The sequence below is a fragment of the Stenotrophomonas maltophilia genome (assembly GCF_047782825.1).
Classification (GTDB): Bacteria; Pseudomonadota; Gammaproteobacteria; order Xanthomonadales; family Xanthomonadaceae; genus Stenotrophomonas.
Genome location: NZ_CP180589.1, coordinates 1,168,242 through 1,189,495 on the forward strand (window position 1 = coordinate 1,168,242; position 21,254 = coordinate 1,189,495).

Here is a 21,254-nt window from a genome sequence, read left to right on the forward strand (position 1 = left end):
CGCCATGACAGTGCGGCCCCCACATAGGTGGCCACGCCATGGGACCACGAGACGTCCGCGCCAGCACTCAGTGCCCGAAGCAATGAGGACCAATCAACCGACAGCGACTGGGCCAAGCGAGGCAGGCTATGCCATCGGAGAGATGTGCTGGCCGCAGTGCCAGCACTCTTACCCCAGCGCAGGCCCAGCCAGCCCTGCAGGTGGGGCGCCATCCCCCATGCCACAACGCCCTGAAAATCAAGGCGCTTCGTCCCACCCCAAGGAACGAGTTTCTGGACCCGAACAATGGGCGCCGTATCCCAGCCGACAGCAACAAGCGACCGCGTCGCTCCGGCTTCGCCCCACCGAAGGCTCGCAGCTGTAGTGAGCCCGCGAACTACCGGCTCGACCGGGGTTTCGTCCCAGTCGACACCCAGGTTGAGCGGCAGGAAGCCGCCACTTCCCTGGAATCTGGAACCGAGGTTGAGCCCGGTAAATTCGCCCGAACCCCGCGCCATCACGTGCCCAGCTGCGCGGGCACTATCCAGTCCTGGATAGCGGAGTTAACGCTGCCGGCCAAGTCGACGCCGATGACCCGATAGCGCTTGGACCGGTCGATGCCGCTCAGTCGCCAGGTGCCATCGTGCCCGCTGAGCACGGACCCCACATAAACAAGGTGCGCAGCGTCATGCATGGTGTAGACCTGTACCAGCACACGCTTTGGCTCGTTGAGAATTTTGGCGCGGCCATCATCGTCACCAGAGGGCGGGTTGCCCCCAAGGTATCCATCGCCACCATGCAGTGCCCAGTCTCGGAAGAGAGTGCCGTAGATCATTTCCAGGGCGCATCCAGTCGGAAGAGAACCTGCCCGTCTCGGTCTGCCGTGTCGGGCTCGGCCACGTTGTAGTTGACCACCAGCCACTGGCCCAGACCAATGCCCTCGATGTACTGGACTATGCTGTTGACGGGGTGCGGCCGAGCATGCAGCGGCACCAGGACGCCCGGCAGCTTTCCCCGGACCGCATGCGGTGCTTCGCGCAGCATCGCCTCGATGTAGTTGAAGCCGCCATGGACCGGGTCCGGGCCAGCGCGATATGCACCGGAGCCATACGACCGATAGGTTCCCGAACTCGTGGCAGCCGACACACCGCAGGTCGCGATCCGCCCAGACTTACCCTGCCCGTCGCTGTAGCTCCGCATCACAAAGCCTCCAGGGATGTAAGACGATGCGCGCTGGCTTGTCCCGTCGACGATGAATTCAAGAGGCGAGGCGAAGAAGAGACTGCACACCTCATCGCCCCAGCCGCCGCTGAAGCTACTGAGATTGCTCGAGCCAAACGTGACGAAGGGAAAGGCATCGCCGGAAACCGAGCTGATGATGTCACCGTAGTAGTAGGCTCCCATGGCGTTGTTCCACTGCCCCCACGCGGTGAACAGGTAGAAGCCGATGTCGGTGGCAACCACCATCCAAGCGCGAGCACCCGAGGTCGTATCTGGTGACTTTGCGATCAACGAGCCACCTTGCTGCATGGCCGGGTTCGGTGTCGGGTTCACGCCCGTATCGATGTCGCTCATTGCGCTGTAGGCCCAAGCCTGAGCAAGGCGGCCGGTGTTCAACGTCTCTGCGGAGGCATCGTCGCGAACGCGCAGATAGGCGCCGGATCCGTTGACGACGCTGTTCCGGTACACATGCACGCCCGCATTGGAGTAAGGGCGGGTCCAGCCAGCACCAGGCTTAGTGGTCTGCCCGGTTCCGTAGCCGGTGACCAGGACCGCATGCAGCAGCGCGATCAATGATCCGGCCTGGCCGTTCAGCACGGGCGCACCCGGATCCGTACTGCGGTAGACGGTAGGAATCAAGCTCACTGGGCACCTCCAGCCACGTTGCCAACCACCATCAATCGGGTGGAATCAGTCGCCCCCTCCGGCGTACCGGGTAGGGTCGTGCGAACCATCCACACCGGCGCCAGGCCGCCGATTGTGTTGAACCGCACCACGTTGTTGGTTGACCAGCCCGCGCCCCAACCGCTTGCCAGCGCACGGAAGTACGGCCTGACCGTGCGGGGATTGAGGGGGGCCAGATCAGTCGTGGTACTGCCGGTGGCGATCACCCCGACCGTCTCACCAATCACCTCGAAGTTTGTAGCGCTGGTAAAGCGGATCGCCCAACGCTCGGTAATGGCGTCGCTGTTGGTCACCTCCAGCGGGTAGTCGGTGTCGTTGTAGGTGCCCGGCGCCGCGCTGCCAATCGGGGCATTGCTCCAGACCCCGGTCCACGCCGCCTGGTCGAAAAGGCTCTCCACACGCGCCTGCAGGTCGAGCGAGCCATTGGCCTCGCCCAGACGAAGTGCGGTGCTGATCATCGCCTCCCCAAGGGGATAGTCATGGGTGAGGCCCGTATTGATCTCGATCTCACCGGTGATCTGAGGTTGCACAACCAACCGGCGGTCTTCAACGCGCTCACTGATGATGATCGGCAACGTGTACGCGGCCAGGTTGAGAGGATCACTGAACGTCAGGCTTCCCGCGTCCATATCGACCGTGTACCAGGCGCTTTCGACCGGCTTGCCGTCCGCATCGCGTACTTCCACGCCCGCGACCCGGTTGCGGCCGAACGCGACCACTTGCCCTGCCTGAGGCGTGTTGATGCTGTGCTTGGCAGTGTGGTGGATCAGCACCGTCTGACCGGCCTTGAACGCCGGCGCGCGCCCATCGCTGGGCAGGCGAACCGACGACAGGCCGATCACGACCTCGGAAAGCGGAATGGATCGGTAGACCACCGCGCCCATGTAGATCGACCCTGCCAGCACCAGCGCTGGGCGCCACACCTGGTCACCCTCCACCTGGTCCGGGTCAAACCACGGCTGCCCCTCATTGCCCGCCACCGGTACCAACTGGCCGAACTGGACCTTGGCAACGCCGCTCACCCAGTCAACCGATCCGCGCATCTGCGCGCCGGAAATGGTGCCGTTGATGTCAGCGGTACCGGTAATCAGCTCGCCGTCGAGCCGGTTGGCACGCAGGGTGAACATACCCGGCCGCAGCGGCGAGCCAGGTGCACGGAAGAAGCTGTTTGCCACGCCCGGGTCCGCAATGCGCGTCAGCAGCGACTGCACCTGCACGCCATTGGCGCCGCCAGCCAGCCACTGGACCAGGTTGACCACGCCTGAGGTGTAGTCGATGGTGCCGGCGTAAACGCCCGCACCGGTCAGCGGGTCCACCGTGTGATACACCCCGCCACTGCGGTCCACGTACGTGCGGCCGCGGAAGGTGAAGCGAACGCTCCCCGGGACGATGCTGTCGCTGATGGTGGGGGTCAGCTGCAGCATCACGGGCGGCAGCTGGAAGGTCTCTTCCGCCGGCTGCGTGGTTGCGCCGGCCAGCATCCAGCCGACAGAGACGATGGTGCCGGCGGAGAATTGCGCCAGCACATCCACGCGGTCATACCCGACAACCTTGAGCCTGCCCGAGCGCACTTCATACTTGGGGTAGGACACCTGGTGGACCATGAACTTGCCCGCCTGCAGGGTGACCGCGGCGGTGTTGTAGTTGATCGATCCCAGAACCGTGGTGGAGGTCGCATCGCCCACCGAAAGGGCCACCACGTTGCCATTCCCGTCATCCTTGGCGATCACGCGCATGGCCTGGGGCGCGGACGTCAGGTCGAAGGCGTCACGCATCACGCTGATCACCCAGTCCAGCATCAGCGAGCCCGGGCGCACCGGACCCTGTGGCAGGACAAAGGAGACCACGCCATTGCCGTCCGGCACCGGCTGGGGGGCTGCGTTCAGCGGCTCGCCCCAATCGTAGGTGACAGCCCCCTGACTGTTCGCGTCCGGCAGCGTCTCCAACCGCAGCGTGCATTCACCGGTTGAATAGGAGATCGTTCCGCGGAGCTGGCCGGCAATGAGCAGCCCACCCACTCCGTTGTCGACCACCTCAACGTCGCCGCCGCCCACGCGCAGGGTCAGGCGAACGCTACCCGGCACCGCTGCGGCCTGGCCCAGCAGGAAGTGCAGCGCAGGCGCCTGGATGCTCGCATCCCCCGTGCGAGCCTCCGCGATGATGGACGTGCCCCACGCCTTGATCACGCTGCTGCCCAGGTCCGGCAGGGCCCCCGTGGTCAACACCAGGGCACCGGTGATGTAGTTGATCGTGCCGCCGCCTTGCCCGGGCTTGCCCACCAGCTGGCCCCGGCCATTGTCGGTGAGCCGATACCAGCGCCCCAGGGCGCGGTAATCCACAACCACAGTGCCCGGGGCCGGCAGCGGTTCAAGCTGGGACAGCCAGACCATGCCTTGATTGTTCTGGGTCACCGATGTTTCGTCGGTGAACCCCTGCATCGCGATGGTCCCGGCCGGCGTGGCTGTAATGCTCACGCTGGTACTGCCGGCGCCGGTCGCGTGCGAAATCGACACCACACCCGACTGGTAGTCCACGGCCCCGCTCCACGGGGTGACGGCCACCGAGGCCAGACCGCCCGAGCCGTCATCGCTCAGCTCGACGCTACCCACAAGCACCTTCACGCTGCCCACGGCCATGCCGGTACCGAAGAATCGGGTGACGGGAACGCCGGCGGTGAACGGGCTGTTGAAGCTCAGGCCCAGGCTGTTGGCCGGTCCGGAGGGAACGTGGCTCAGCGTCCCCATGCCGGCCAGCACGTCGCTGACCGGGGTCTCAGCCGTGGATGTGGGAACGATAGGCACGTATGGCGAATCGATCTGCACGGAAAGGTCACCTGGCTTGCCGGCGGCGGTCAGCCGCTTCACGCTGTGGTAGCTGTTCGCGTCGACCACGTTGGTCTCATACACGCGAGTTGCAGGCTTGGTCGCCGAGTACCGGATCACCTCCTGACCGTAGAAGTTCAGCAGCAAGGCATTCACCAGCTCGATCACCAGCACGTCGCGCTCGAACGCCCCCTGGTCGTCGGTGAAGCTCCGGGTGGTCCTGGACAGCACGCTTTTCACGCGCACGTACTGCTCGCCCGGATCTTTGCCGGACGATGCGAGCGTCAGCAGGCTCAGGTTGTCATTGATGTCCGGGCTAGGGGCATCCTTGGTCGTGTAGACCTGGATGGTCATCTGTCCGATGAAATGATCGCCCAGCAGGATGAAGCGCGATTCAGTGCCGCGGGTGATGTAGCTCTCAACCCGATTCTTTGCGTCCACGCGCACGTCGCTGTACGAACCGGTCGCGAACATGGTCACGGTGACGCGCGGATCCGCCGGTGGATCGATCAGCACCGCGATGGCATCCTTGAGCACATCCGGCCCCGGAGTATCCACGTGGACGAACATTTTGCGCAGTGTGGAGCGGCCCGTGGTCCGCTCTTCATCGCCGATGTCCGGGAACAGGTTGTTCATCGCGCCATCGATGATCTCGGCCTGGACCATGCGGCCACCGCCGTCAGGATTGTCGGTGAGGCGCTGCGACTGCCGCATTTTGATGTCAGTTGCGAGGATCGTCATTGTTTAGACCGTCATGAGGCGAAGGGTGATGGAGAAGTAGTCCTGGTCGAGGGCTGGCGTGGCGAACCGCAGAGGATCTGCCTCAATCGCAGCGCCTTCCGTCCGGCGCCAGCGCACCTGAAATGTCCGCTCGCCGCCGTTGTGCGCCGGCAGTACCAGCTCCAAGGGCGCCAGCTGCAACGTCGATTCGCTCAACTGCAGCGCACGCAGAACAGGCAGTGGCACCACGCCGACCCAGGCGTTGCCATCACGCGTGCTCTGCAGCGTGATCGGGCGGCCTGCCTGGCGTTTGGACTCCTGCACAACCAGCGCCCCGGTAAGTGTGGTGCGGACCTGCTGGCCCACCTGCCAACCGGTGAATTCGTCGGTCCACTGCAAATCGGCCGGAAGCTCAATGCCGGCGAGCGTGATGCGCGTCATGGCCGTCTCCCACGCACCGATACAGCCCTGCTCTGTTCCACCTTGCGCAACACCGCTGGCGCGACCAGGCCGACGATGCGCTCAGCGAACTGCTTTTCATCAGCGGTGGCGGCGGCCATCACTTCTTTGCTGGGCGCGCGCCAGTCGATCACCAACACCTCCTCTTTGCCCCCGCCTGCGCCGATACGTGCCCGGTCCACCTGAGCCTGCGCCTCGGCCTCGGCTTGGACGGCTTTGAGGCGGTCCTGGGCGGCCTTCTGCGCGGCCGCGTCCTGCTCTGCACGTTGGCGTGCAATGCCGGCCTGCAGCTGCGCAACCTCGTTGAGCTCGCCCTCGCCGATGAAGTCGAATCGTTGCTTGAGGTCCTCCCGGGCCGACTCCAGGAAACCATCCTGTGCCTTGCCTGTCTCTTCCAGTTCCTGCCTCAGCTCCGCCAGCTGCTTACGCTGGCCACTGAGGCGGTTGAGGGCATTGGCAAAGTTCTGCAACGGATTCACGTTGCCCAGGTTGTGCATCGCGTCCTTGGCCGCTTCGGAGATCTCTCCGATGCCGAAGGCCATCGACTGGGCGGCCTGGCCGGCGCTCCTGAACTGGCTTCCGGTCTGCTCGGCACGGTCGCCCAGTGCTCCCACCTCGCCAGTGGCAGTGGACACGCCCTGGGTCATCTGGATGATCGCCGCGCGACCGGCCAGTGCCCCGCCCTCAACCTGCTGCATCGCCGTCTGGCCGGCGGCCCCCATTCCCTTGAAGTTCTGACCGGTCTGCAGGATCTGCCCTTGTACCTGCAGCTGGGACTGCACCTGGGCTTGGCGCCAGCTGTCGCTGTCCGCCACGGCGGCCTGGGCCGCATCCGAGTACGCCCGGAACGCCCGGCGCACATCCTCGATGCTGGCCTTTCCCTGCGATGCACCGCGCTGGATGGATTCGAATGCCGCCTTGGCCGAATCGCGTGCGGCGTTCAGCGACTCCTGGGACTGAATGCCCAGCTTGGCGAAGTCGTCTGCCAGTGGGTTCAGCGCCGCCTGCATGTCGCGCAGTCGTGCGTTCAGGGCTGCAGCTGAGCGGCCGGCAGCGTCGAAGCCGATCTTGCCCTGGTTGCCCGCCGCCTCCAGCAGCGAGCCCAGGGTCCGCGCCTCATCCAGCGTGGAGACCTTGCCCAGCGCAGCCTTGAATGCCGCCTCGATCTGGGTGCCGGTGGCCACCGCGCTCTCGGCAACGGCGCCGAACGCGGCAATGGCGTCACGCCCAGCCCCCGTGAAGCGGAAGCCCATGCGGTCGGCCGAAACGTTCAGTTTCTCCAGTGCGGCCAGCAGCGTGGTTTCCAGCACCGCCGCGGCATCGACTGCGCCGTTGGGCAGCGCCTCGAAGGCCGACTGGGCTGATGCCTGGAACCGCGCCAGCTCTTCGCCCGAGAGGCGGCGCAGGGCCTCGAGCAGCCCCTCACGAACATTCTTCTCAGCCGCGCCCCCCTGGGTGGCCACGTAGCCCAGCGCTGCACCCACGGCCTCCAGACTGCCGGCGTCCACGAAGTTGAGTCCAGCGAACAGCTTTCCGATGGATTCGGTTGCCAGCTTGGCGTTGCCTTCGATCCCCTGCAGCTGCCCGACCACCTGCTGCGCCGCGCCGCCGATCCCATTCCTGAGCCCATCGGCCGCCTCGCGGGCACCGCGGGTCAGCGATGCGAATCCGGTCGACACGTCCAGCAGACGCTGGGTCACCTGGCCCAGCTGCTGCAGCTGCTCTGCGGTAGCCAGCCCAGACTTCTGCTCCATGAGCAGATAGCCCTCCTGTGCGGTCAGATAGCGCTCAAGCCCTGCCAAGCGCTTCTCGTAGGCCTGGCGCTCGGCCTCACCCAACCGCGCGACTTCATCGGTCGTTTTGATGACCACATCACGATAGTCGAAGAACGAGACCGCCTGGCGGCGAAGCTCGGTCGCCGAATCACGCACCTGGTTGATGTAGGCGCGCTGCGCCTCGCCGGCACGCTTGAGCGCAGGGTCATGCTGGCGCCAGATGTCCTGGGCAACCGTCTTGAGGACGTCCAGGCCACCCATGGCGGCCTCCAAGCCCAGCACCGCTACGGTGATCGGCACCACTTTGGGCAAGCCTCGCAGCAGTCCGCCGAAGCGCCCCAGACCGCGGCTGCCGCTGGCGACGGCAGCATTGTTGGCCAGCTGCGCATTGGTCGTCGCAATCAACGACGCACGCCAGGCGTTGAGCTGCAGCAGCGCGCCCACGATCTTGAACTGCGCATAGGCCGCAGCCATCAGACCGATCACCCTGACGTGGTCCACCACCCATTGGGTGGTGCCCTTGACCGCCTCGGCCATCGTGATGATGGCCTGCGCGGTCTGCTTGGCCCAGCGAGACAGGCTGCCATCAGCGGCCAGTCGGTCCAGCGTGGTCAGCAGCGTGGTCAACTGATCCTTGAAGTAGGCGAGCACGCCCTGGTCGGCGACCTCCTGCTTCCAGTCCTTAAAGCGGTCAGTGGCGGTCTTCCACAGGCCGGCGATGGTCCCGACCTTGGCCGCCGCGGCGGCACCACCGTAGGACTCGGCCAGCAGATCCAGAATGATTGCCTGGGCCTTGGCCACCTGGCCGGTCGCCTCCAGCTGCTTGATCAGGGCCTTTTGGCTGTCATCCAGCGTGAAGCCCTGCTTGCTCAGGCTCTCCATCGCCTTCGACGGGGTCTGCAGAGCCTTGCCGACAACCTCAGCGGACTGTTCCAGCGACATGCCCAGGCGCTGGGCCTGGTCGATGGTGATCTGCATGGCTGCCGGGAACTGCTCGCCGACGATGTTCGTGTAGGACAGCAGGCGCACCTGGGCAGCGCTGATCTGCCCATCGTCAAAAAGCCCGCTCTGCAGCTGCCTGCGCATTGCAGCCAGGCTCTCAGCGGTGAACTCGCTGGTTCGGCCAGTGGCCTGCAGCGCTGCCTCCAGTTGGCCCAGCTCCTGCTCGGCATCACTGCCCTCTTTCACGATGGCCCTGATGCCATCGACAACGCGGTTCAACCCGACGAATGCAATGGCGCCGGCAGCCACGGCCTTCAACTTCCCGAACCAGCTGACGGTGCTCTCGGTGGCCGAAGCAAGATCGCCGCTGCCGGCCGCCGCGTCGGAGGCTCGGTCGCGATAGTCAGCCAGCGACTTGGCCGCCTTCTGGCTGGTGACGGCCTGCCTGCGGAAAGCATCCTCCGCCTCGGAGATCTGCTGCTTGCGGCGCTTGCCCGCCTCGGCTTCAGCAGCGGCTGCGCGGGCCTGCTCGTTCAGCGCCGCCGCACTGCGCGACGCCTCCACGCGGAGGCGCTGCTGCTCATCGGCCAGGTGGGCCGTGTTGACACCCAACGAGCCCAGCTCGCCATCGGCCTTGGCGACGGCCTCCCACTGCTCGTTCAGCGCCTTCTTGAGCCGCTCGCCTTCCTTCCTCAGCTCCCGCTGCGCGGCCAGCACCTCGCGGGAGGGCTTCTCCATTTCTCCGATGCTCAGGCTCAGCGCAAGCGCAGCCGCCTGATTGGCGCCGAACTCGCTCTCCAGCTTGCCCAGCTCATCCAACATGCCCTCGAAGGCATCCGCCTTGCCTGCGGTTGCATTCAGGTCCACCAGCGATTCGAGCAGCTTGGAGGCTTTGCCCGCGGTCTCGACCGATGCGTCCCCCAGCTCGCCGAAGGCGGCGCGCAGGTCGTCAACGCCTTCGCGGCCCTGGGTCTCGATGACGACGCGGATTGCTTCTTCCAGCCGATCAGCCATTGCCGTTTCCATTGATGCGCCACTGGCGGCGCAGTTCAGTCGTATAGGTGGTGTGGAAACGCTCGATCAGGCGACTGCGTGCCGCGATTGCACGGCTGTTGCCATCGGCACCGGAGAGCATCTCGAACGGGCTCGGCCCCCGCAGAATCCGCACAGGGCCGCGCCCCGCACGCCTTTGCTTTGCACGGTCCCACGACCGTACGCGAATGGCTCGGCGCCCCTTGATCGTGGCGATGAAGGCGCCGTCGTAGGTCTTGGACTCGCCCAGGCCGATGCTGGCCGTCGCGCCTTTGGAGCGCCGGCCCGCCCAACGCCCCCCGAATTCCAGCAGCGAGATCTGGCGAGTGCTGGCCCAGATCGAAAGGAAATCGTCCTTGCCGCGCTTTCCGGTCGAGTAGCCACGCTCACCGGTCTCTACGCGATACTTCCCTCGCAGCGCCGAGGCGCGGATGTTGTAGGACGCCCGCACCTCTTGGGTGGTCGCCGGCCCCGCCCGGCGCTGCAGGCCAATGAAGGCTCGCTGCACCGACAGGTCATAGCGGTTCAGAACGTCGCCGGCCAGGTTGGTCAGGCCATGCAGGCCCTTCGCACGGCGCCCGCTGACGTAGAACTTGAGCAGGTTGTTGTTGCGATTGGACGCCACTGGGCCCTCCCTGTGTGGAACCGGGAGGGCGCCGTGCTGGCGCCCTCCCCCTTCTGGAGTCGACCCTGCCGTCAGCCGGCGGACTGCTCGGCGATCTTGAAGGTGTACAGGTCGTTCTCGCCGGCCTGGAAGATCACCGGACCGGTGAGGGTCACTTGGATGGGTTCGTCGCTGAACCAGTCCACGTCGCCGTCCACGGTCAGGTCGATGTTCGGGATCGTCAGCAGGCCTTCGTCACCGCTGATGCGGTCCTGCATGTCGCCCAGGATCTGGAAGGACTTGCTGGGCGTGGTGCCGCCGCTGGTGGCGGTTTCCAGGTAGGCGTCGTACTTGTAGTTGCCCACCACGATGCCCACCTTGAGCTCGCCACCGGGCTTCGGGATCAGCAAGCCATGCACGCGATCAAGGGTGTAATCAGCGCCTTCCACCAGGTCGTCGGCGCCCTGCTTGAAGACCGGCGGGGTGTCGGCCAGCAGGAAGTTGTGCGGCAGCTTGACCGGCGTGTCCACGCTGCCCACGGCCACGGACACGTCGGTGGCAGTACCGGCGGCGACCTGGGTGGACACCAGGGTGCCATACAGCATGCGGGCCAGGATGGCGGTCGGCACTTCCAGCGCGGTGATGGACGCGCTGGTGACACCAGGGTTGGAGTCCTTGTGGATGATCTGCTGATAGCGCGAATCACGGCGCTTGCTCTTGATCTCCACGGAGTCGCCGGCTTCATAGCTGAACGTCAGCGACGACTGTTCCAGCGGCTGGTTGCCGAACTTGTCGGCCGGCTCGGGGATCACAGGAATGCGGGCGCCGTTGGCGCCGTGCTCCCAGAAGCGCAGGTCGCCTGCGAATTTGCGAATCTTGGGCTGTGCCATGGTGTTGCTCCTACGGGTTGGGGACGGGCTCGAAGGTCTCGGTCAGACCAGCCCGCGCGGTGATCTGAGCGACGACGGCGGAATGCCCTGCGTCGTCTTCCAGGGATGCCATCTGGGTATCAAGCAGCTCGAAGGTGGTAATGCCGTTCGGCAGGATTTTGTCGTTGAAGGTCAGCACGCGAATCAGGTCGTGCCTGGCGCGATGCACCAGCAGCCGCGGGTTGGCGAAGTTGCTCGCCCGGGGGACTTCGAACTCGATGGTGATCGCAGCGTCCGAGCTGACCAGGGCTTTGCCGCTACCACTGCGCGACAGCTGCCTGACCGAGATCACGGTGGCCGGGCTCTCGGTGTCGTCATCCACCTCGGTATCGTCAACGACGATCAGGCCCGCGCCGATATCGGTGCGGAATCCAGCACTGACCCTGATCATTTCCACGCGCCCCCGCAGGAACTCCACCAGCTGCCAGGACAACGGCTCGGACACATCAACCACGGGTCACCAGCCACCGGCTACGCGAGCCGTCATCGCTGAGCTTCCTGGCATTGACGAACACCTCCACGCCGAGGCCTTTCCCGGCCTCGCCAACTTCCAGGCGGTCTCCCTGCTCCGGCTCGACATCCGCACGCAGGTATCCGATCTCGACGCGACCAGCAACGAACTGGCGGAGCTCGCCGATGGTTTCCACGTCACGGTCGACGTAGATCCGCACGTTCGGGGTCACCGCACCGTTCTTCTTTGCCGTATGGGTGCCCACTGAGGCCATGCCGGCCACAGCGAAGGCGGCATGCAGGGATGCGTCCAGATCCCGCAGGAAGTCGACCTCGCTCACTTCTGGCCTCCCGAGCAAAGCCGCGCATAGTCCTGCAACGCCCTCACCTGGGCGTCGCACTGGGCGGCGGCGCCAACAGCTCGGCCCGCACTTTCGATTCGGTCGTCGGCTCGACCATCAGGCTGGCCGGCGGCAGCGGCGGCCGCGGACAGCTCTGCGGTGGCGACGGATGCTTGCCAACGCTGGTGCAGGCGCTTGTTGCCAGCGCGAAGATCAGCGACGAGGCGATCAGATGCCTTCTGTGCATCGTTCTTCTCCTTTTCGTATTTGGAGGCCAGGGTGTTCGCTGCGGCCGCGCTGCCGCGCTCGGCCTTCAGGGTCTCGGCCACGGCATCAGCCTCAGCGCGGGCAGCGTCCCGCTCACCTTCCATGGCGTCACGGCTGGAAGCGGCCTGTTCGGCCGCACGAAGAGCGTTGGAGACCGATCCGCGCTGCCAGACGATGACGCCCAGCAGCAGAAGGATGGCGACGACCAGAGCGCGGATCATGCGGACACCGCCGGGTCTTCGGGCGGAATAACCGCACCCAAGCCACGGAGCGTGGATTCGAGCTGCCGAACGCGAATCCGCAGCGCACTGGCATCTTCCTGGGCCTTGAGGCGCATCTGCATCTCTGCCTGCAGCCGTTCGTCCTGAGCGGAAACGCGCTGTTCCAGGAACCCGATGCGCTCGGACAGACCCTTGATCAGATCCACGTTGGCGTCGGTCTCCGTGCGCTCCTTTCTACGCGACAGGAACGCGGTCCAGGTCTCGCGAAGAAGCCACATCGCTACGACGCTGCCCGCCGCCCACCACGGCCCCGTGGCGGTGATGCCGCCGCCAACCATCAGCTGAGCGCCTCTGCAACGCCGGCGTCGATCACAGCCGCGGACCAGTACATGCCCCCGTTCTCGTGCTTGGCGATGGCGGTAGCCAGACGGCTCAGGGTGACCGCGTTGTCCAGGCGAATGACTTCCGATGGCGCTACGCCCACCGCCGCCGCTACCTGCTGGACGTAGGCACCGGTGTTGTTCTCCACCGGCGGGGCCCAGCGCCCGATGATCTCCTTCACCGTGCGCAGGCCGTGCTTGCGCTGGTAGGTGAGCAGGGTTCTCGCCAGTGCGCGAAACCCCGCCTGCGGGGTCAGGAACACGCAGAAGCGCTGCTCGCGGGCGATGGCGGCCGCAGAGCGGTCCTCGCCCTGCCACGGCGTGCGCGTGCGGTCGATGTTGCCAGGATTGTTGTTGCGTACGCCGCGCGGCGTGCTGGTGGTGCCCATGCGATCCCCCGTTGTCGCTGTGGAAGAACCGGCACCGCTCACGCCACCCGGGCGTCTGTGAGCGGTGCCGGCCGTGACTTACGCCGACTTCACCGAACCGGAGCCCGGGGTCAGCTTGGCGAGCACGGTTGCAGTGCCGCTGCCAGCGACAGCGATAGCCACCGCGCAGTTCTCCAGGTCGCCAGCATCGGCGCCGGCCACGATCAGCTGCCCGCCCTGGGCATCCCAGGTCAGGCCCGCGCCTGCAGCAATGTTGGCGCTGGCGAGCTTCGGCAGTTCGAACACACCTTCGATCTGGGCGCTCCCCTTGCTGCCGGCGGGGATATCCACCAGCGCGACGGCCAACAGCTGGCCGACGATGGATGCCTGGCCGCTGACCAGAGCGGAGGCCGCGACGATATCGATCACCGCACCCGGAAACTTGTAGTTCTTCGCCATGACGATGGTCCTCAGTTGGCGTCTTGCATGAATGAAGTAGGAGCCCGGGGCTGCGGCACGAATGCCGCAGCCAGGTAGGCGGTTACTCGCCCGGGTTGTAGGCTGCGCCGCGCCAGCCCACCGCACCCACGCCGTACTTGTGGACGACCTTCCAGCTGAGGCCATCAGTGCGGAAGTTGGTCTCCTGCTCCAGCACCGGCGTCTGCACACCATTGAGGAAGGCGACTTCGATCACCGGCTCCACGCTCGGATCGGCGAAGCCGTACCAGCCCTTGCCGGTACCCAAGCGCGGCGAGGTGATGATGTCGCTGAAGGTTGCGCGCGAGGTGTTGTTGACTTGGAACCGGCCGGTCACGTCCGGGTTGTACTGGCTGTCGTTCACCAGGGTCGCGCGGCCGTGCATGGCCACCGTGCCCAGGAAGCGAGACAGCGAGATGTCCAGGTAGTCGTTGCCACCCGGATCCTTCTGCAGCGCCATCATCTGGCGCATCGCGTCGAAGGAATCGACCGAGACGGCAGCACCGTCGGTGATGTTGCCGTGCTTTGCGTGGAACAGGGTATTGCCGTCCTTCATGACCGGGCCCAGACCGCCGTTCTGCTTCAGAACGTCGTAGACATCCTTTTCAATCGTGCGGCCTGCGGCCTGACCCAGCGCCGTGGTGATGCGCACGAAAGCGCCGAGGTCATCGTTCACCAGCACTTCCGGGGTGATCTGCAGGATGCGGCCCTTGCGGGCGCCCTTGATGGTCTCGGCCTCGCCATCACCCAGCACGCCGTTCTCATACTCGCCGGCTTCATTGACGGGCTTCAGGTCGGAGAACGAGGACAGGTGGTAGCGGCTGTGCGGACGGTAGTCGGACAGCGTGCCGGTCGCGCAGAAGCGGGTCCAGGTGAACTGCTGCAGGTTGTAGGCGCCAACCAGCACCCGGTGCAGCACGTTCTCCAGCAGAACAGGGAAGTCGCTGGTGGTCTGCACAGCCAGAACGCGGCGAGCCATCTGTTCACGGTCCATGCCACGGGTGTTCACGCCGGCTTGGATCAGGGAGCGCTCGGCCAGCGCCATCAGCGTGGTGTGCGTGTAGGGGTTCCCGTTGCGGGCAGTCTCGGCCTCAGCACCAGTCAGCACGCCGGCACGGGCGAGCAGCGCATTGACCTGGGCGCGGCGCTGGTTGTCTTCCTCCGGAACCACGTCAGTGATGCTGGAGCTGAAGTTGCCGGCCAGCGGCTGCCCGCCGGCCGCCAGCCTCGCCAGCAGCTTGCCGCGAGCGACGTCCTCGGTGATCGCTGCATCGGCCAGGCACTCGGCCTCCAGCGCCTGGACGCCGCTGACCTCACGGAAACCTGCGAAAACGGTACGGATGGCGGCGTTGCGAGCCGAGATGGCCGCCATCACCTGCTCGACCGTCGCGCCCGCGGCCAGCGGGGCAGCAGCAACAGGAGCTGCTGCGACCGGCGGAGCCGGAGTGGAGGGTGCGGCCGGCGCCGGGGCGGCGGGGGCCGGTGCAGCCGGAGCGGTGCCCGCCTGCGCCATGATCAGTTGGCACTGCTGTTTCATGCTGGTTTCCTCAAGGTGGGCCACAACGGCCCGCTGGTGGACCTCGCGGAGCGAGGCGAAGGCTGAAGCGGTGGTGGTTGCCTGGATGTGCTTGCGCAGCAGGGCGTGCACGGCGCCCTCCGTCCCGGAGATCGCGCTCACATAGGACAGCAGCGCTGCTGCCGCGATGGAGTCCGCAGGCTCGGGCTGCACGTCGGGAATGACTTCGCTGATCAGGCCCAGCGCCAGCGCCTCGGCTGCGGTAAGCCAGTGATCCTTGCGATCGGTCAACATCGTCTCGATGTCGGCCGGGTTCGTGGCGCGCCCGGAGTACGTCACCAGCATCTGGCGCCCGTACACGTCGATCTGATCAGCCCGTTCGCGCAGGTCACCAGCGAAGCCCCAGCCACCGCCCTGCGGGCCGTGCAGCATCAGCATCGTGTTCTCATGCATGCGGCGGGAACTGCCAGCCATGGCGATCAGGCTGGCGATGCTGGCTGCAACACCATCCACGGTGACGTTGATCGTCGCCGGGTGCTGTTTCAGCGCGTTGTAGATGGCCAGCCCATCGGTGACCACGCCGCCATCTGAGTTGATGCGAACGTTGATCACGCTCGCAGTGGTGCCGGCCAGCTGCTCGACCACGCTGGCAGCAGTGACGCCCTCACCCCAGAAGTAGTCGCCGATTGGACCGTAGATCAGCAGCTCGGCTTCACCGCCGCTGGTGGTGTTCAGCGCGAGGATCGATTTGCCCTTCGCCTCCGGCTGCAGCGCCTCGATGTCGCTTGCGTCGAATGCGAAGGTCGCAGCCAGGACGGCGCCGAGCGCCGCTGCCATGACGTTGCGGGTCAGGTGATTCATTGCACGTCCTCAGAAGTGGTTGGAATGGAACTGCCATCAGAGTTGGCCTGGGCCACGCCGGCGTCACTCACCTGGCCCGGATCGCTGTCCAGGGTGATTCCCAGGTCACGCGCCCACTTACGTTCGTTACGGATCTCTTCCAGCGTGTCGTACATGCGCCCACCGCGCTCGCTGATGACCGACGTGAGCGAGCGAATGCCGGCGCGGATCATCATGCGAAGGCCAGTCGCCTCATGGACCGGGTTGATCCACGGCATTACCGGCGGCATGTACATCGCATTGGTGATCGTGGTCATCGAGACGCCGCTCGGAACGACCAGCTCGCCGGAGGCAATTGCAGCCCGGACGAAGCGCTCGTAGATCGGCCGAACGATCTGCGAAATCACCTCATAGGCCAGAACGCCATATGCTCCGTACTGCTCAACCAGCTCCTGCCGCTGAGCGGAATAGGTGCCGTTGTAGTTCTTCGACAGCGACGAGAACGACACCCGCATACCGCCGGCTACAGCGCGCAGCTGCCCATTGCGGTAGGTTTCCAGATTAGGGTTGGGTCGATTGGTGTCGACGGTGCCGACGCTCTCACCCTTCACCAGATCATCGAACACCATGCCCGGCTGGAAGCGCATGGTCCTGCGTTCCGGTACCGTCTCGTTCTCGCCGTAGCTCTGCGCATCACCCTTGATGATGAAGGCAGCCATGCTGGCCGCGATCTTGGCGGCGACGCGCTCGGATTCCTCGTAGTCCTTCAGGTCATCCAAGCGAGTCAGCACAGACGCCAGCAGGCTGACACCGCGCACCTGGCCGATGCGATCCACCATCTTGGCGTGGTGAACGAAGTCAGCGCTCACGCGCTTCACTTCCGGCATGACCGCGTTCGGGTCGCCGGGATGCTGTTTGTACAGGTGATACGCGATGGGGCGATTCCAGGCGTTTCGCTCCACGCCCTGCAGGATGTTCCGGCCGGGATCGTTCAGATCCATCGGCAGAAGATCAGGCTCCATCATCTCAATGCTGTAGGGCACAACGGTGCCATGGTCGAGATATGGCACCGGCCCGATCAGATCCTGGTACAGCACCTCTCCGTCGCGGAACAGGGTCCGGGTCATCAGGCGCTGCGCCGCGCCGAAGTCATGGCACCAGGTGACCTCGGGGCGCTTCCAGAAGTCCCGCAGCAGCGGGGTGATCTGATCGACCAGGGATTCCACGATGTTCCCGTTCGCGTCGCGCGGCTGTGGCTCGATGCCGATGCCATCGCGCCCGATCACGTTCTGGACCATCTGGTTGAAGCCGTTCACCACGATGTCGTGGTTACGGTCGAGGTGCCGCGCTTGGGTGCGGATGCGGGTCGCACCGCTGGCCACCGCCGTGTTGCCGGAGCCAAATTCACGCGCCGCCTCTCGCAGGCGGCTGGGCGTGGCACCGTCGTAGGCGCTGCGGTAAGCCGCAATGCGCGCACGCGCCATTGCGCGCTTCGCACCCCAGCTGGGCGCTAAGGCAGCAATCGCACGGTCAAGGCGGTTCACTTACACCCCCGGAAGTCTGCAAGCGCCACAGATGCGCGGCTACCACCACGCGCCTGCATGCTCACCTTGGCCTCCCATTCGCGGCGGCCTGCGCGGATCTCCGCCAGGTCAGCGCGATTCAACTGCCGCTCGCCCATGCGGAACGACTGTCCCTGCAGTACCGCCACTTCGGCGGCCAGGTACATTTCCAGCATGGTTTGAGCGGGCGTCGGCATGGAGCAAGTTTGGAGACGGAGCCGTCTCAACCGTTACCAGCGAAGTGAGACGATCACCGCGCGGCGCCTCGCAGATTCAGTCACTTACAAGGCGTCCGTCTCAATCTTTGCCAGAAGGTGAGACGGACTCCGGATTCGTCATCCGACTCTCGACGGTTTCGGCAGCCCACCCGGGAACATTCGATACAGCGCGGCTCGCGATACACCGTGCCGGCGGCAGACCAGTCGCCAGTCCTGGCCTTCTGCCAGCTCCGCGCGGATCACCTCCACGCGTGAGCAAGGCTTGTCCTGCCCGGCCGCCTTGGGGATGTGCAGGCGCTCACCACCGTACTCAGTCTGCAGAACGGTCATCACCGCCGTCGCGTAGGGCATGGCGTGTTCCTCGTTCAAACCCGTTTGCTCGACAATCCCCCGGACCACCAGCCGACGCAACTGCTCAGCCGCGTCAATGTCACGCGAATTGCTCATAGGCGGCTGCTCCATCCGCTCGACCCGAAGTCGTCGCGCGACGTTTCACGGGAATCGCGCGCTACTCGCACGGGCGCTGGCGTGGGCTTCCGCTCGACCTGAGCGGACGGCAATGCTGTCACGGCAGCCACTGTCGTCGCCGCGGAAACGTCCGCAGCAGGCGGAAGACTGAACAGATCGTTCTCAGGCTGCACTTGTTCCTCCAACTGATCCCACCACTTCGCCTTCTTGGGTCCCCACAGATCGAGCCGTTCCTCCAGCCACATTTCATAGGTCAAGCAGTCCTTGACCTCGATCCGCTTGCGCGTTGCCGTCCACCTGGACTCAGACCCACCTTTCATCCGGCGCGTCGCACGGATCTCGCCCGCCAGCTGCTTGAACCACTCGGGCGAGAGCTGATTGGAGAGGTGCACGTAGCCAGGCCCAGGGGTAGCAACGTCCAGCCTCGACTGGAACCTGTCCTTTGCGAGGTTTGTACCCACGTGCCAGAGCACTGGCCCGTGCTTCTCGATGCGGCCGTTGAAGCGATAGCTCACACGGCTGTTGCCGTTGTCGATGGACCGTTCCTGGCCACTGGCACCCTTGACGGCATGCACGCGCAGCGCCTTCAGCTTGTGCGCGAACGCATACACAGCGTCAGCATGGTGACCACCGGAGTCGATGGCAGTGGCATAGATCCGTTGCGCCCGGCCGCTGGCATGGGTGTACTCCTGCTCGCGCAGGAACGCCTCCGCTTCGTTCCAGACTTCCATCTGAGCTGGGTTGCCGAAGAACACGCGGTGGTCGATGGTCCACATCTGACCACCCCGCCCCACGCCCCATATGCCGGCCTCAAGCCGATTGTCCTGGGTATCCATGCCACACAGGAGCAGCAAACAGTCCCGCGGCATCGTCTTCAGCGGGAATGGTTCCGCCCGGTTCGCCAGCTCATCGGCATCGGTCCGCTCGACCTCACCCTCCCAGGTCTCACCCCGAGTCGTGTTGGTCCACGCCTTCAGCTTGCTGTCGTCACCTTCCTGGTGCTTGGCGTACGCCTCAAGGAACTCACGGACAATCTGCTGCCAGGCAACAGCCGGGCTGTACGCGGTCCAGATGTGAAGCGCCACATGGCGCGGCGCCGGGACCGTCTCGTCATCCGGGGTCGTGAAGCGGCCGTCTGCGCGAAGCCAGAGGTCACCGCGCGAGTTAACCCATTCGCCCTGCTCGGCAGCCAGCAGGTACTCACCCTGCGTCATCGGGTAGGTGCAGTGCGGACAGAGGTGGTACACGTGAACGACGCCACCATCCACGTCACGCTCGAACTTGAATCCATGCGCTTCGTCCTTGCCACCCCAGGTCAGCGCATGGAAGGCATCGCACTGCGGGCAGCGCACCTGGTAGGTGAATCGCTCATCCGCCTGGGAGTAGCGGGTGTCCACCAGGCTAAAGCCCTTGAGCTTCGGGGTGCTTCCGGCCACCAGCTTGGGGAACGTCGCACCTTCCAGACGCTTGGCCGCCAGCGAGTCCGGCGCGCCCTCCTTCTCGATGTCGTTGTCGAAGGCATCAAGCTCATCGAGCAACGCGACATCTACGGAGATACGACGGTAGTTCTTCGCCGCCTTGCCACCGCGCACGCGCAGCAACGAGCCGATGAACTTCTTCTGCTGCAGAGTGTTGTCCTTGTGCCGGGCCAAGTAGGCTGGGAAAACTGCGCGCATGCAGTCCACGTCGCGCAGCATCGGCTCCAACTCTGACTTCACGAAGTCATCGGAGTCGTCGTCGGTCGGCTGCCATATGCATTGGTTCCGGCGTCGGTGCTCTGCGTTGTAGCCAAGGAAGGCGAGCAGGATCTTGGTGTAGCCAACACGCGCCGACTTCTTCACCGAGACCTCGGCCACGTCATCGTTGCTGATCACCGCCATCATTCCGCGCTGGAACGGCCAAGGGGTCCACTTCTGCTCGACGTAGCTCGATTCGGCAGAGAGATAGAAGTACTCCCGAGCCCAGGCTTCCAACGTGATCGGCTCCTGGACGGCCCATGATGCAAGCCCGCGCTGGAGATGGCGCTCCACGGCCTGCAGCTGGCTCGCATCGATTCCACGAAGAAGCGTCATTCGCCTTGATCCTCGGCATCCGCAGGCGTCGCCGTCGACCCGTCCCCGTCGGCGTCATCATCGACATCCACGTCAGCTAGGCGCATCGACGCGGCGAGGTTTCGAGCCTTGGCGACAATCTGGGCCACGACCTCGACATCTGCAGCCTTCAGCTGCGGAAGTCGGCGGCGCAACGTGCCCGGGATCGTCTCAAGGATGCGACCCGCCCGCGCGCCAACTTTCGACAGCACCTGTTCCATGAGGTGCGCCGGCGCCAGCTCCCCCCGGGTCACGGCGTTCTGCATCGCCAAGCGGTCAGCCTGCTCACGCGCCAGCCGAGCTCTTTCGGCGGTCAGATCCTTGCCCGCTTCGCCGCCGCGGCCCGCAGCCACCTCCCGCAGGTGGTCGCAGTAGGCAAGCAGCCACTCATCGCCGGCAGCACCGTCAGCCAGCACGCCACGACGCACAAGGTCGCTGACTGCCTGCTGGGAAATGCCCACCAGATCCCCGAAGGCGCTCTGTTTCATCGGGCTGCTCAGATCAGAAACCACTACAACCCCCTTGGAAATGCTTCATGACTAGGCACAAATTGCGCGACCGAATACCCGTGGAATCTGAGGCTGGGGAGGACCCATCGACCTGCCCCCACCTCCCTGCCCCACCCGCCCGATGACCCAAACGATGATTCGCGTGGAACATGCTGGCTGTCCCGACCGTCCCAACCATCAATGCGAGGTCTGGACGCTCAGAACCCGCGCCGTTTCTAAGCCGTCCATACTGTCCATACCGTCCACACCTATTTTTTTGATTTGAGTGATTGAGAAGTGGGCCGGTGTGTCGGTACATGTACGCGCGCGAGGAAAGGTGTGGACGGTCGGGACGGCGCTGGCGCAGTAGGCGGCAGGTCTGGTCAGTGGTTTGGACGGGT

Annotated in this window: 19 protein-coding genes; all 19 read right to left on the minus strand. The window is 65.2% G+C overall.

Annotated features, from left to right (window positions below):
• Positions 1 to 496: 496 nt before the first annotated feature.
• Positions 497 to 814: a hypothetical protein gene (locus ACM2ZB_RS05310; RefSeq protein WP_416057735.1), complete on the minus strand. Its 318-nt coding sequence runs from the start codon at positions 812 to 814 to the stop codon at positions 497 to 499.
• Entirely contained in the window at positions 811 to 1,845 is a 1,035-nt protein-coding gene (locus tag ACM2ZB_RS05315; RefSeq protein ID WP_416057736.1) for a hypothetical protein, read from the minus strand. The genes ACM2ZB_RS05310 and ACM2ZB_RS05315 overlap by 4 nt, the downstream gene beginning before the upstream one ends.
• Complete coding sequence (locus ACM2ZB_RS05320) at positions 1,842 to 5,447, minus strand: hypothetical protein (RefSeq protein ID WP_416057737.1); 3,606 nt, start codon at positions 5,445 to 5,447, stop codon at positions 1,842 to 1,844. The genes ACM2ZB_RS05315 and ACM2ZB_RS05320 overlap by 4 nt, the downstream gene beginning before the upstream one ends.
• A 3-nt stretch (positions 5,448 to 5,450) precedes the next feature.
• Positions 5,451 to 5,867, minus strand: a complete 417-nt coding sequence (locus ACM2ZB_RS05325) for a hypothetical protein (RefSeq protein ID WP_416057738.1) — start codon at positions 5,865 to 5,867, stop codon at positions 5,451 to 5,453.
• Positions 5,864 to 9,616: a Laminin subunit alpha-2 gene (locus ACM2ZB_RS05330; RefSeq protein ID WP_416057739.1), complete on the minus strand. Its 3,753-nt coding sequence runs from the start codon at positions 9,614 to 9,616 to the stop codon at positions 5,864 to 5,866. Before ACM2ZB_RS05330 ends, ACM2ZB_RS05325 begins: the two co-directional genes overlap by 4 nt.
• The gene (locus ACM2ZB_RS05335) at positions 9,609 to 10,259 is read right to left on the minus strand and encodes a hypothetical protein (RefSeq protein ID WP_416057740.1); all 651 of its coding nucleotides are present in this window, start codon (positions 10,257 to 10,259) and stop codon (positions 9,609 to 9,611) included. The genes ACM2ZB_RS05330 and ACM2ZB_RS05335 overlap by 8 nt, the downstream gene beginning before the upstream one ends.
• A gap of 71 nt (positions 10,260 to 10,330) precedes the next feature.
• Positions 10,331 to 11,128 carry a hypothetical protein gene (locus tag ACM2ZB_RS05340; protein WP_416057741.1) on the minus strand — a complete coding sequence of 266 codons (798 nt, stop codon included), beginning with the start codon at positions 11,126 to 11,128 and terminating at the stop codon, positions 10,331 to 10,333.
• Between the two features lie 10 nt (positions 11,129 to 11,138).
• The gene (locus tag ACM2ZB_RS05345) at positions 11,139 to 11,621 is read right to left on the minus strand and encodes a hypothetical protein (protein WP_416057742.1); all 483 of its coding nucleotides are present in this window, start codon (positions 11,619 to 11,621) and stop codon (positions 11,139 to 11,141) included.
• Positions 11,614 to 11,958 carry a hypothetical protein gene (locus tag ACM2ZB_RS05350; RefSeq protein WP_416057743.1) on the minus strand — a complete coding sequence of 115 codons (345 nt, stop codon included), beginning with the start codon at positions 11,956 to 11,958 and terminating at the stop codon, positions 11,614 to 11,616. Before ACM2ZB_RS05350 ends, ACM2ZB_RS05345 begins: the two co-directional genes overlap by 8 nt.
• On the minus strand, positions 11,955 to 12,446 hold the full coding sequence (locus tag ACM2ZB_RS05355) for an endopeptidase (protein WP_416057744.1): 492 nt from the start codon (positions 12,444 to 12,446) through the stop codon (positions 11,955 to 11,957). Before ACM2ZB_RS05355 ends, ACM2ZB_RS05350 begins: the two co-directional genes overlap by 4 nt.
• Entirely contained in the window at positions 12,443 to 12,784 is a 342-nt protein-coding gene (locus ACM2ZB_RS05360) for a hypothetical protein (RefSeq protein ID WP_416057745.1), read from the minus strand. The genes ACM2ZB_RS05355 and ACM2ZB_RS05360 overlap by 4 nt, the downstream gene beginning before the upstream one ends.
• Entirely contained in the window at positions 12,784 to 13,215 is a 432-nt protein-coding gene (locus ACM2ZB_RS05365; RefSeq protein WP_416057746.1) for a structural protein P5, read from the minus strand. The genes ACM2ZB_RS05360 and ACM2ZB_RS05365 overlap by 1 nt, the downstream gene beginning before the upstream one ends.
• Before the next feature lie 78 nt (positions 13,216 to 13,293).
• Positions 13,294 to 13,653, minus strand: a complete 360-nt coding sequence (locus ACM2ZB_RS05370; RefSeq protein WP_159095502.1) for a DUF2190 family protein — start codon at positions 13,651 to 13,653, stop codon at positions 13,294 to 13,296.
• 82 nt (positions 13,654 to 13,735) lie between these two features.
• On the minus strand, positions 13,736 to 16,048 hold the full coding sequence (locus tag ACM2ZB_RS05375) for a ClpP-like prohead protease/major capsid protein fusion protein (protein WP_416057747.1): 2,313 nt from the start codon (positions 16,046 to 16,048) through the stop codon (positions 13,736 to 13,738).
• On the minus strand, positions 16,045 to 17,511 hold the full coding sequence (locus tag ACM2ZB_RS05380; protein WP_416057748.1) for a phage portal protein: 1,467 nt from the start codon (positions 17,509 to 17,511) through the stop codon (positions 16,045 to 16,047). Before ACM2ZB_RS05380 ends, ACM2ZB_RS05375 begins: the two co-directional genes overlap by 4 nt.
• Before the next feature lie 56 nt (positions 17,512 to 17,567).
• Complete coding sequence (locus ACM2ZB_RS05385; protein ID WP_416057749.1) at positions 17,568 to 17,765, minus strand: primosomal replication protein PriB/PriC domain protein; 198 nt, start codon at positions 17,763 to 17,765, stop codon at positions 17,568 to 17,570.
• A gap of 159 nt (positions 17,766 to 17,924) precedes the next feature.
• The gene (locus tag ACM2ZB_RS05390) at positions 17,925 to 18,254 is read right to left on the minus strand and encodes a hypothetical protein (RefSeq protein ID WP_159095504.1); all 330 of its coding nucleotides are present in this window, start codon (positions 18,252 to 18,254) and stop codon (positions 17,925 to 17,927) included.
• Positions 18,251 to 20,347 carry a phage terminase large subunit family protein gene (locus ACM2ZB_RS05395; protein WP_416057750.1) on the minus strand — a complete coding sequence of 699 codons (2,097 nt, stop codon included), beginning with the start codon at positions 20,345 to 20,347 and terminating at the stop codon, positions 18,251 to 18,253. The genes ACM2ZB_RS05390 and ACM2ZB_RS05395 overlap by 4 nt, the downstream gene beginning before the upstream one ends.
• The gene (locus ACM2ZB_RS05400) at positions 20,344 to 20,853 is read right to left on the minus strand and encodes a terminase small subunit (protein ID WP_416057751.1); all 510 of its coding nucleotides are present in this window, start codon (positions 20,851 to 20,853) and stop codon (positions 20,344 to 20,346) included. The genes ACM2ZB_RS05395 and ACM2ZB_RS05400 overlap by 4 nt, the downstream gene beginning before the upstream one ends.
• Positions 20,854 to 21,254: the final 401 nt, after the last annotated feature.

Coding starts and splice junctions, on each gene's coding strand:
- ACM2ZB_RS05320 (WP_416057737.1), bottom strand. CDS start 5,447: ATGACGATCCTCGCAACTGACATCAAAATGCGGCAGTCGCAGCGCCTC.
- ACM2ZB_RS05375 (WP_416057747.1), bottom strand. CDS start 16,048: ATGAATCACCTGACCCGCAACGTCATGGCAGCGGCGCTCGGCGCCGTC.
- ACM2ZB_RS05360 (WP_416057745.1), bottom strand. CDS start 12,784: ATGGTTGGCGGCGGCATCACCGCCACGGGGCCGTGGTGGGCGGCGGGC.
- ACM2ZB_RS05390 (WP_159095504.1), bottom strand. CDS start 18,254: ATGAGCAATTCGCGTGACATTGACGCGGCTGAGCAGTTGCGTCGGCTG.
- ACM2ZB_RS05325 (WP_416057738.1), bottom strand. CDS start 5,867: ATGACGCGCATCACGCTCGCCGGCATTGAGCTTCCGGCCGATTTGCAG.
- ACM2ZB_RS05370 (WP_159095502.1), bottom strand. CDS start 13,653: ATGGCGAAGAACTACAAGTTTCCGGGTGCGGTGATCGATATCGTCGCG.
- ACM2ZB_RS05395 (WP_416057750.1), bottom strand. CDS start 20,347: ATGACGCTTCTTCGTGGAATCGATGCGAGCCAGCTGCAGGCCGTGGAG.
- ACM2ZB_RS05340 (WP_416057741.1), bottom strand. CDS start 11,128: ATGGCACAGCCCAAGATTCGCAAATTCGCAGGCGACCTGCGCTTCTGG.
- ACM2ZB_RS05355 (WP_416057744.1), bottom strand. CDS start 12,446: ATGATCCGCGCTCTGGTCGTCGCCATCCTTCTGCTGCTGGGCGTCATC.
- ACM2ZB_RS05365 (WP_416057746.1), bottom strand. CDS start 13,215: ATGGGCACCACCAGCACGCCGCGCGGCGTACGCAACAACAATCCTGGC.
- ACM2ZB_RS05385 (WP_416057749.1), bottom strand. CDS start 17,765: ATGCTGGAAATGTACCTGGCCGCCGAAGTGGCGGTACTGCAGGGACAG.
- ACM2ZB_RS05310 (WP_416057735.1), bottom strand. CDS start 814: ATGATCTACGGCACTCTCTTCCGAGACTGGGCACTGCATGGTGGCGAT.
- ACM2ZB_RS05400 (WP_416057751.1), bottom strand. CDS start 20,853: ATGAAACAGAGCGCCTTCGGGGATCTGGTGGGCATTTCCCAGCAGGCA.
- ACM2ZB_RS05380 (WP_416057748.1), bottom strand. CDS start 17,511: ATGGCGCGTGCGCGCATTGCGGCTTACCGCAGCGCCTACGACGGTGCC.
- ACM2ZB_RS05330 (WP_416057739.1), bottom strand. CDS start 9,616: ATGGCTGATCGGCTGGAAGAAGCAATCCGCGTCGTCATCGAGACCCAG.